General features: G+C 59.2%; 9 protein-coding genes. 1 reads left to right on the top strand and 8 read right to left on the bottom strand.

The annotated features are described in order from the left end of the window. Positions 1–200: 200 nt before the first annotated feature. The 8 genes from VD811_08110 to VD811_08075 form a co-directional block, all read right to left on the bottom strand. On the bottom strand, positions 201–725 hold the full coding sequence (locus VD811_08110) for a prepilin-type N-terminal cleavage/methylation domain-containing protein (protein HXV20934.1): 525 nt from the start codon (positions 723–725) through the stop codon (positions 201–203). After that, positions 722–1,492 (bottom strand): Ig domain-containing protein, encoded by a 771-nt coding sequence (locus tag VD811_08105; protein ID HXV20933.1) that lies wholly within the window; start codon positions 1,490–1,492, stop codon positions 722–724. The genes VD811_08110 and VD811_08105 overlap by 4 nt, the downstream gene beginning before the upstream one ends. Positions 1,493–1,514: 22 nt before the next feature. Beyond that, a complete protein-coding gene (locus tag VD811_08100) occupies positions 1,515–5,150 on the bottom strand; it encodes a PilC/PilY family type IV pilus protein (protein ID HXV20932.1) in 3,636 nt (1,211 codons plus the stop codon). A gap of 23 nt (positions 5,151–5,173) precedes the next feature. Then, on the bottom strand, positions 5,174–5,752 hold the full coding sequence (locus tag VD811_08095) for a pilus assembly PilX N-terminal domain-containing protein (GenBank protein ID HXV20931.1): 579 nt from the start codon (positions 5,750–5,752) through the stop codon (positions 5,174–5,176). Positions 5,753–5,767: 15 nt separating this feature from the next. After that, positions 5,768–6,676, bottom strand: a complete 909-nt coding sequence (locus tag VD811_08090; GenBank protein HXV20930.1) for a prepilin-type N-terminal cleavage/methylation domain-containing protein — start codon at positions 6,674–6,676, stop codon at positions 5,768–5,770. Beyond that, on the bottom strand, positions 6,673–7,056 hold the full coding sequence (locus VD811_08085) for a prepilin-type N-terminal cleavage/methylation domain-containing protein (protein ID HXV20929.1): 384 nt from the start codon (positions 7,054–7,056) through the stop codon (positions 6,673–6,675). Before VD811_08085 ends, VD811_08090 begins: the two co-directional genes overlap by 4 nt. A gap of 166 nt (positions 7,057–7,222) precedes the next feature. Continuing rightward, positions 7,223–8,587 (bottom strand): sigma-54 dependent transcriptional regulator, encoded by a 1,365-nt coding sequence (locus tag VD811_08080; protein ID HXV20928.1) that lies wholly within the window; start codon positions 8,585–8,587, stop codon positions 7,223–7,225. Further along, a complete protein-coding gene (locus VD811_08075; GenBank protein HXV20927.1) occupies positions 8,577–10,103 on the bottom strand; it encodes a HAMP domain-containing sensor histidine kinase in 1,527 nt (508 codons plus the stop codon). Before VD811_08075 ends, VD811_08080 begins: the two co-directional genes overlap by 11 nt. 168 nt (positions 10,104–10,271) lie before the next feature. Here VD811_08075 and VD811_08070 point away from each other — a divergent pair. Beyond that, positions 10,272–10,449: ferredoxin (locus VD811_08070; GenBank protein HXV20926.1), on the top strand; the 178-nt coding region annotated here is incomplete at its 3' end.

Raw genomic sequence — 10,449 nt, 5'->3', positions numbered from 1 at the left:
GGCTGGCCGGATCATCGACACGGGGGAGATTGTAACGCAGACCGCGAAACGGGACGAGCTTGGCCATGTCCGGAAAAATCCCTTTCCTGCGACGGATGCGAGGCCAACACTATACGCAAATCGCCGGAGGCGTTGCAAGGGGAAAAAGGACGGGCGGCAGGCGCGCCAGACAACGGTTGGGGAAGGGAGCAGGACGAAGACTACTTGGTGATGACGACCCGGCCAGTGGTCGAGGAAGCAATGCCGACCAGATGCTTTCTGACCGGCGTGGCGCTCTTGTCCATGATACAGATGTAGCCCGACACAGCGGTGCCGTTAGGGTTCACCTCGAAGTTCACATCCGCATCACTGTTGCAGGTTTGGGTGCTTTTAAGCTGAACCTCCACGGGGTCCAGTTCGACCCAGCCCATCACGATTGTCCAGTTGGCATTTCCATCGTCGTCTGAATGCGCGAGCGGATTCGGCGTGTTGTTGGCCTGATCCCCCCGGATCAAGCGGTACCTGGCGCCATCTGTGTCGACCTGAACCTCATGTTCCAGGTTCGTGGCGATGGCTCTGCTGCGGGCTTCCCGAAGGGTCGAGGCAAGGTTGCGGGCCGCTTCGCGGTAGCGGGCGCCCCTGATCCAATCCAGGTAGTAGGGTGTGGCGACTGCGGCCAGGATGCCGACGATCGCCATGACTATAATCAGTTCGATCAGGGTAAAACCCCGGGCGCGCCTTCTCAATTTGCCTCCTGCTTTTCGATCCTGATGGTCAATGTGTATTCCTGAACGGCTTTCAGGCCCTCATTGTCGAGGGCCACGATCCTGACCATGTGGCCACCGGCCTGCTCCTGGCCGATCTGCCAGGTGACCTTGCCGGTATCGGCATCGATGGTCATCCCCGGCGGCCCTCCTTCCAAGCGGTAGGTCAAGACATCCCCGTCAGAGTCTTCGGCCCGGGCCTCATAGACATAGCTCTCCGCCTGGAACTGCAAGGGAGGACTGGAAACAAAATGCGGGGGGGCGTTAGGCACGGCGAATGGCTGGCCGGAGAACGGCAACCCGTCCGTCTTGCCATCGGAGGGGATGATCCGCAAGGCGATCCGATCCCCTTTCTGGAACCGGTCCCCTGGCAAAACAGGCTCATTGAAGTCGGGCAGTCTCTCGCCGTTGATGAACCAGTCGATACGGAAGGTCACCAGATCCCCGTCGGGATCTGATCCCTCCGGCATCACTTCGATATCGACGCCCCGGCGGATCCGAGGCTCCCTGAAAGGAACAGCGATCACTTGCGGCGGTCTGTTACCGCCTGCGCTGGATTCCACCCCTCCGACAACTTCAGCGGTTGTGGCCGAAGCGGACACCGCTGGCAATGCAGGCAGGGCCGACTCCCGCTCGCTTGACGCACTCGTAGCAACCGCAGGTTTTTCCGGCGCGACCACCTCCGTGCGATCACAGCCGAAATGAACCGGCGCCGCCAGGAGGATCACCATGCAGAGCGTCCGCTTCAACGTCCCCATTCCTGACTCCCTCCTACCACTGCATCCAATAGATGGGAATGATCGTTCCACCGGCCACCGGGTCTTCGCTGCACAGACCACCGCCGCAGCCGATCAGCAGCTCGGCATCACCGCTGGGCGGCATGACGACCACCAGGCCGGAGGGTATTCCAACCCCCAGGGTGATCGATCGGTCTGCCCGGCGAAGAACTTTTCCGTCTTTGCTGCGAGCACGGGCATTGTTCGTCGTCGACTGGTTGTCATTGTTGGTGGAGGGGGTGCTGACGGCGTTATTGAAGTTGAGCACCGCCTCGCCGGTCTTGTAGTTCACCGCATATAGGCGTGAAACCCCTAGGTTCCCAGGCTGGCAAGGATCGGGAGTGACCACCGTGTTCGGGGTGTAGGTGGTGAAATAGGCGACCTTGTTAAAGGCCAAAGGGGAGGAGAGAACTTTTTCGCCGGCTCGTTCATTAAGGTTGATGTACCAACCATAGTTGGACGAGCTGTTCAGTGTGTTGAGAGTGTTATTGATGGCAGCTGAAGTGGTTGAATCTAGCTGCAATTCGTTGCCGGTGACATCCAACAACTGGTTATATAGCTTATACACGGAGCCAGAATTGTAATCTTTGTAAGCAAAGAATCTGTTGGTCACGTTGGTGTTGAGCGGGTGCTCTCGATCACCGGTACCAAAGAAAAGAAATGTATAGCCCGTCTCAAAGGTGACCGATGGACGATAGAAAAATTTTGCACCAGTAGAGTCCCAAAAGATCGGTACTCTTGTCCAGTTGGCCCTATTAGTATCCCCAACATTAAAGCGCCACATCTGGCCGCCCAGGTTACCTACGTAAAGACGGTCAACGAAGCCATTGTAATCGGTATCGAGGACCGTGATATCAGAAGCAAAAGCATACTGTGAAAAGTAGAATGCTTTCACCAAGGATACGCTCCCAGGTACGACCGGAAGTCCGCTAGTTACGTCAGCCACTTCGAAGAGGTACACCGCTCGCCCGGTCTTCCGATAACCGGCCCCGTCCGGAACTTTATCCGGCTCATAAGTCCAAGCGCTCGCCACATCCCCCACCCCCTGATGGGGACTATTGTAGGTTGCTGGAAAATACCACACGTTTCCGTATCGGCTATCCTCATAGGTATCATATCCTCCGCCGATAAAAGCAACGATCTTCTCGGCGGTGCCGATCTTCATCTTGCCGAACTGCGGCTCGCTCCAGGTTTCACCAAGTCGCTGCCAAGCTTGAGTCATTGTTCCATCAACGGGATCATCCCCAGGCGTGTTGGGAGTTATTTTCCACAATAGTACTGGCGACAAGGGGTTGGTCACGTCCATGGCGTAATAGGCGCTGCCTCCCCGCCGCAGGCCGAAGATGAGGATCACTTTGTCATTGGAGCCGTCGTCGCTGTCTCCATCAACTGCCTCGTTCGGGCCGATATTGCCATCGTTGTCCTTGTCGAAGACATAGGCCGAAGGGGAAGAGTCAACGAAATAGGTATGCTTCGTGCCGGCCAATTCTTTAAGGTTCGGCACTACAACATCGGGGATGAAGCCCCACAATTCCTTGCCGTCGGCATCGCGAAAGGCGTGCAGCATGCCGTCGTTTGTGCCGACAAAGATAACCGTCTTATTGATGGACGGATCGGCTTCGTTGCTGAGGTTGAAATCGTAGGTGTTGTAGTTGATAATCTGCGGCTTCGAATGAAGGATATCGCCTAAAATCCAAGGACGTCTGTCGGAGGTGTCGCTATCTTCATCGTCGTCGTAAGAATCGATGCCGCTGAGGATGTAGTCGAGCAATTTGTCCCTCGCAGCATTGTCGGCCACACCGAGGTCGGCAGCGGTGATGTTGTTTGCGTTAAAGGCGTTTGAAGCGTCGGTCAGGGTACTGGAGCCCCCACGGTTTGTGTAAACTTGGCGCGGGTCAGCGGAAAAGTTCCGATCTCGGAGCAGTTCACCCGCGCCGCCTTCTTCGACATTGCCGCCGTCGACACTGGTGCTCCAGTAAGAAACGGCGTTGTCATCGAAAGAGCCATCTTCGAGTGTCGCGTTTAAATAACGCCCCAGACTGGCATCCCACCTGGTATCGACGATGTTGTTGTGATGGTCGATACCGTACTTCTTGAGATTGCCACGCCAGGGTTTCTGTTTCATCGGCTTGAAAAAACCGAGATAGACCCGCTCGCCGCTGTAGGTGCGGTTTTCAGGGCTGGTCGGAACCACTGGTGCAACGAAGGATGTATCGGCTTCCATCACCAGATTGGCCATCGTCTCGGCCAACGCCTTGATCAACTCATTGTTGTTATCGACCTTGTTGTAGCTGCCGCCACCGTAGACTTCGCCGGCTGCCTTGAGCCGTGCAACCTCGGGAGTGAGCAACTGGATGACATGGGTCTTGATGCTCTGCTTACCGATCATGCCTGCAAGTAAATCGGTCTGGTACAAAAGGTAGGCGGCATCATCGACATAGCCGACATTTCCGTCTGCATATTCAGGGTTACTTATATCCGGGACATAGGCCTTTGTGTGATTGTTGTCATCTGTGCTGCCGGTGGAAAGCAACACAACCAGGTTGTCCTGGCAGCTGTATTTGATCGGCGATGGATAGGGGGTTTTCTCGCTGGCGATCTTGGAGGTGCTGTTGTTCTGCCCCGAAAAATAAAGTTTGGCATCCCAAAGCGTCTCATTGACAGGCTGGCTGTTGCCAGCAAGCAAGGTGAAGCCATCGACAGCGCTGAGCAGAGCATTGTAGTTGGTCGGCCCATCGTCGACAGCGATCGTGGTTGAGTCATCCGGATCGGAGGTTCCCAGGTTGCGCACCGGCACCAGTATCTTGCCGCCGGCGTTATTGTCGCCGAAGACCATGATACCAAAGTTGACGCTCTCGCGAAAACCGGAAACCAGCTGCTTGATCGTCGTCTTGACCATGTCAATGATCGACCCTTCAATTTCCCAGGTGACAGTATTATCAGTCACAGTTCCCGAGGTGGTGGTTGGCCATGCCGGCTCGCTGGCGCCGGAGGTACCAGAGGTAGAGGGATTACCATCGGCGGTGCGCGCAGCCTTGACCACATATTCGAGCGCAACTCCGTTGGCATCGACAACGGGAGTGTTCGGTGCGACCTTGTCGCCAACGGCATAGACCTTGTTCGCCTGCCACTTCGGGGTAGATGAGGGATAGGAAATGTAGTTGAGGAGGTTCCCCAGAAAAAAGTTGCCGGGCTGGGGGTTGTTGCAGCTGCCATCCGCTTTCTTCAATGGCCCGGCATAAAAACCGTTGGAGTTCAGAGCGTTTTTGGCGGTGGTGCAGCTTACGCCGGTGGTAATGTTGGCGATGTAGGGAACGTAGTTGATTGTGCCGGCAGTACCGGCTTTGCGCTCGTAGACGGTATCCTTGCTGTAGAGCCCCGTCCAGGTCGTGACGCCGTCCTTGACAACCTTGGAATAGTCTATCGTCGGATTATAGGGGTCGCGGCTGCCGGCTTGGCGCATGCCGGCACTGTTGTCGATGACAAGCAATACGCTGGGGCGCAGGTATTCGCTGCTGGCACTGTAGATGGCTGAGTCGCCAACGAACTGGTCGAGCAGCGCCAGAGCGGGGGAACCGAAGCCTAACAGTACGGTCAAGACAGTAAAGGCAATCAGAACGCGATGTTTCATGGTACGCTCCCGCATTTTTCGGGTTATTTGGGGACGATCCTCGCCACCTGTGTTTCGACCCTGGCCGCCGAATTGTTCGGTCCCTGGCTGTTGACGGTGATGACGTAGTATCTGGCCTGGAAGTAGGTCGGGTCCGAACCCGTCCCCGGCGGCAGGGCGCCGCTGGTGAGGTAGGTAACCTGGTTGGCGCCGCCGGACTGCAGGCCGCTGTTGCCGGTTTCGGCGGCGATATTGGTAATGTGGTCGTCGTTGGTGGTCGCGGTGGCGTTGGTGGTGTCGGCGTCAGCAATCAGATCGATGGTGCCGGTGCCGATGCTATCGAAAATCTGTTCATTGGTCATGGCGTATTCGACCGCGCGATCCGCGGCATAGAAGGCCTGCTGGGAGGAGCGGTAATTGCCTGAAATCCCCACCTCGGTGGTCGATGTGGTGAGGGACATCACCCCGAGAATGCTCATCAGGGCAAGCATGACCAGGGCCAGCACCAGCGCGGTGCCGCGCTGGTTGTCAAGACTCCGCGCCGGCAGGGAAAACGGAGGAACGAAAGGTGCGTGCCCCTGTTTGGCCTTTTCGTTTGCCGGATCGAGTTGAAAACCGAACATCGATTCTTTCTCCTCTTACCTGTTGCGCAGGGCGACGATGCTCGTCAGGCTGCGAGTCTTGAGTCCTTGCTGAGTATTGACTTCGCCGGTGAGGGTCACCCGCACCGCCTTGATGCTTTCGAGGGCGGCCCCGCTGACCGTGGTCTGTTCGCTGCCGTCATCAAGAATGTACCTGAACTGCAGGCCGTCCAGGTTTGCATCGCCCGACTGGCGGAGCCCGCTGGCCACATTCTGTGTATCAACGTCAGCGGTACCTTCATCAATCCTCCGCTTGACCAGATCGCCCTCCCGGAGAAACCGCACCGTATTCGGATTGTTGGAGTCGTCGGCAATCCTGGCGATGATGTCGCCTGGGCGCAGCTGCAGACTGCTTATATTGGCTCCGGAGTTGTTGGTGATGCGGATCGGGAGCGTTGTACCCGACGGGCCTGCAGTGAGAGTAATGAGGCAGTCGGGAAAAAGGTTGCCCTGGTTGGGCGGGCGAATGATCCGGGCGAAATTGCCGTCGGCAAAAAGCAGGGCTTGCTCGGCCGAAGAAACGGTCAGGTTGAAATCGACCGACGCCCCGTTGCTGACAGTCACCGTGTCGTTGTCGTTGACCCGGGCCGCCCGCCCGGCAGCGGAGGCGGTATTGAAGGTAATGCTGTTCTGGTTGGCAGTGGCAATCGGGTATAAGGGGGCACCAAAGGCATCCAGGCCAGGAATCATGAACCCCGCCATGCGGATGTCCCGGGCGATTTGATCCATGGCCACCCGCAGGTTCTGCTGAAGCTCTACGGTCTGGTCCTGGCTCGTGGCGGTGCGCTGGGTGCTCTCGTAGAGGCTGTAGATGGCCATGGTGACGATTCCCATCATCATCACCACGATCAGCAGCTCGACCAGGCTGAACCCCCTGTTGCCTGCATAACCGAATTGCCTTTTCATACCGTCCTCTTGAATCCGACCAGGGTAATGGTGCGACCACCGCCGGTGACCGTCACCGTAACCCGCGCTACGTTGAGTACGCCGTTGTAATTGCGGTCAACGTCGAAGGTGGCAACGTAGGGTGGTGAGGCGACCAGCGTCCAGGCATTGTCGGTGGAATCGCCGGCAAAGGTCGGATCGTCGATCGAACGGGTCAGGACCTCCTCCAGCACTCCTTCAGCAAAGGCGGTGGCGGCGGTCAGGGTATTCGCCTTGGAATTGGTCTGGATGGCCGTGACCTGCATCCCGGCCACGGCAAGCAGGCCGATGGCAAAGATGGTCAGGGCGACCAGCACTTCAGCCAGGGTAAAACCTTGTTGATTTCGGACGACATTTTTCATCGCAGGCACCTTGTGATTTCGGTCTGTTTATTAAGCAGAGCAAATTGCGTACCACATGAAATTGTTCCGGACAACGTCCGCAAAGGAGGGGCTAAGGTCAGATCCTAGCGCAAGGCTGCGGCAGCAATCATGCAATTTTTGCATGCTCATGCCAAAAATTGCACGCCTATTCGAGCCCGTACTCCTTCATCTTGTACAGCAGCCCCCGCAAGCTGATCTCCAGCAGTCTGGCCGCCTGGGTCCGGTTGCCGCCGGTGGCGGCCAGGGCCTTGCGGATGTATTCGCCCTCCAGGCGCATGGATGCCTGCTTCAGCGACAGGCTCTCCGCCTCGTTGCGGTTGCTGCGGCGCACCTCCCAGGGGAGGGAGGCCAGGTCGATCGTTTCGCTGCGGCAGAAGATCATGGTCTTCTCCATGAAGTTTTCCAGCTCCCGGACGTTGCCCGGCCAAGGGTATCCCCGCAGGACCTCGAGGGCATCGGCCTGGAGCTGCGGGACGGGACGCCCCTCGCGGGTGGCGATGCGGCGGACGAAATTCTCGGCCAGCAGGGGAATGTCCTCGGAGCGATCTCTCAGGGGCGGAATGTGGACCTCCACCACCGCCAGACGATAGAAGAGATCGTCGCGGAAGCGGCCTTTCGCCACTTCATCCCTGAGATCGCGGGCGGTGGCGGCCAGCACCCGCACATCGACCTTGCGGGGCCGCGTTTCGCCCACCCGGAGGATCTCCCCTTCCTGCAGCACGCGCAGCAGCTTCGGCTGCAATTCTAGGGGGAGTTCGCCGATTTCGTCGAGAAACAGAGTTCCGCCGTCGGCGGCGGCGAACAGTCCTTTTTTCTCCCGGTCGGCGCCGGTGAAGGCCCCCTTGACGTGGCCGAACAGCTCACTCTCCATGAGACTTGAGGAGATGGCGCTGCAGTTGACCGCCACGAACGGCCCGCCCTTGCGGCCGCCTTCCCCGTGCAGCGCCCGGGCGACCAGCTCCTTGCCGGTCCCGGTCTCGCCGGTGATCAGTACCGACGAAGCGGAATCGGCGACCCGCCCGATCAGGGTCATGACCTGGGCCATCGCCGCACTGCGGTAGATGATCCCGCCTGTCCCGGAGCGTGCGCCGCTGCGGGCCAGTTCCTCCCGCAGCCGGAGGTTTTCCTGGCGCAGGCGGAAGCGCTCCTCGGCCTTCTTCAGGGTCAGCACCACCTCGTCCGGCTTGAACGGCTTGGAGACGTAGTCATAGGCGCCGCGCTTCATGCACTCGATAGCTGTGTCGATGGAGCCGAAGGCGCTCATCATGATGATGGTGGGGGCTGCCTTGCAGCGGGCGGCTTCCTGCAGAAAGGTCAACCCGTCCATTCCCGGCATGCGGATATCGCACAGCACCACGTCGAAGGACTCCTCCTGCAAAAGCTCCAGGGCAGCCCCGCCATTGGCGGTCTCGGCGACCTGGTAGCCTTCCTTTTCAAGCACCAGCTGCAGCATGTGCCGCATCGAGGCTTCGTCGTCCACGACCAGGATTTTCTTCAGCTCAGCCGTCATGTCCACCAGGCTCCGTTTTCTTCAGCCATACCTTGAATTCGCTCCCCTGTCCCGGGGTCGAGCGGACTTCGATTCTGCCGCCGGCCTCCCCGACGACCCGCTGGCACACCGCCAGGCCGAGGCCCCGACCCTTGTCCGGGGCCTTGGTGGTATAAAACGGGTCGAAGATGTGGGCGAGAACCTCGGGGCGCATCCCGGCGCCGGCATCGGCCACCGACAGCCAGAGGAGTCTTCCTTCTTCCCCGCCGCAAAGACGAATCGCCCCCCCCGCCATCGAGGCATCCCGGGCGTTGAGCAGCAGGTTGATGAAGACCTGGACCAGCTGATGCCGGACCATGTTGGTTGCGGGGAGCGTGGGCGGCAGGCGGTCGTCAAGCTTCAGGTCGTCGAAAGCCCCCTGATGCAAAAGGATATCCCTGGCTTCGGCCATCGCCGCCACCGGATCGAAGGTCTGCGTCTCACGGCCGGCCGGTGCGGCGTAATCGAGAAGTTCCCGGACCAGTCGGTCGATGCGCCCCGTCTCGGCGAGAGCCCGCTCGATGATATTCTTCTCCCGGTCCGGCAGAGACTCCCCTTTGAGAAAATCCAGGTAGCCGACGACGGCACCCAGCGGGTTGCCGATCTCGTGCGCCATGCCGGCCGCCAGATGGCCGACGGAGGCCATCTTTTCCGAACGGATCAATTCCATCTGGGCATTCCGGACATCCTCGCCGGCCTGCCGCAGGGCCTGAATATGGGCTTCCGTTTCCCGGCGGCTCTGCCGAAGGGCAGCCGCCATGGCATTGAAAGACCCAGCCAGGTCGGCGATCTCCCGCGGCCCTTCGATCGGGGCGGCCTGTTCCAGGTCACCGGCGGCGATGCGCTGGGACATCGCCTGCAGGCGTCGGATCGGCCGCACCACGGCCCGGCTCAGAAAATAGACCCCGAACAGCACCAGGACCGCGCCGTAGAGTACGGCATAGACCAGCATAAGTTTCTGCGCCGACTGCACCCGCTGCCGAACCTCGACCAGAGGGAAACGGGCCTGCAGGGCGCCGATGAAATTCCCTTGCCGGAAAACCGGGACGGAGGCCACGACATAACTGTCCGGATACGAGCCGAACAGGGGCCAGGCGAAAGGATAGTTGATCCGGATCTCAGGTTCGCCTGTGAGTTTGACCTGGGTGAGTGGCTTCTCCTCCAGGCGGAATCCCGACGACTGCCCATGCTCCGCAAGCAGGTTCAGTTCCCGGTCGGCGGCCGCCCAACCATGAACGGCCAAACCGGGCGGCAATCCCTGAAGCAGGGGCGAAACGACGGGCAAAAGCGCGGCGGCTGGATCGCTATCTTCAATGATGTTCAGGGGGACGGCGCGGGCCAGGATTTCCATGACGCCGATGGCGCTGCCGACCCGCTGGGCCAGCAGTTCCCGTTCGGTCAGTTTGATCAGGAGAAAGCCGGCGAACAGCAGGGCAGCGCCCATCAGAAGCACGATATTGACGATGATTTCCGCACGCAGCCCCGTTCGACAGCGCAATGGCAGCCTCCGAAAAAAATAGCTCGCTGAATCCAGCCTGCATGGCCAGAAGCTGGCGAAAGGATATTATTATCAGAGGCACATTGGCAAACAGTTTCACTTGAAGGTCGCAAAAAAGACGACGATCTGCTAGCATTTACATCATTTCGTCGGAAAGGACCCCCTCTTATGCCCCGCACCCCCGTCGTCGACCAGGAAGCCTGCATCGGCTGTGAAGCTTGCGTCCAGATCTGTCCGGAGGTCTTCCGCATGGAAGAGCCCGGCGGCGAAGGTCATCACCACGAGCACAAATCGGTGGTCTACAACCCCTTCGGCGCGCCGGAGTCCAAAATCGAACAGGCCATGG

It is taken from the genome of Desulfuromonadales bacterium (assembly GCA_035620395.1).
Lineage (GTDB): Bacteria > Desulfobacterota > Desulfuromonadia > Desulfuromonadales > DASPGW01 > DASPGW01.
Note: the sequence above shows the minus strand (reverse complement) of the source record. Positions and strands in the feature narration are given on the sequence as shown.

Excerpts from the sequence above, each read along its gene's own strand:
- VD811_08100 (HXV20932.1), bottom strand. The coding sequence starts at position 5,150 with ATGAAACATCGCGTTCTGATTGCCTTTACTGTCTTGACCGTACTGTTA.
- VD811_08095 (HXV20931.1), bottom strand. The coding sequence starts at position 5,752 with ATGTTCGGTTTTCAACTCGATCCGGCAAACGAAAAGGCCAAACAGGGG.
- VD811_08090 (HXV20930.1), bottom strand. The coding sequence starts at position 6,676 with ATGAAAAGGCAATTCGGTTATGCAGGCAACAGGGGGTTCAGCCTGGTC.
- VD811_08085 (HXV20929.1), bottom strand. The coding sequence starts at position 7,056 with ATGAAAAATGTCGTCCGAAATCAACAAGGTTTTACCCTGGCTGAAGTG.
- VD811_08080 (HXV20928.1), bottom strand. The coding sequence starts at position 8,587 with ATGACGGCTGAGCTGAAGAAAATCCTGGTCGTGGACGACGAAGCCTCG.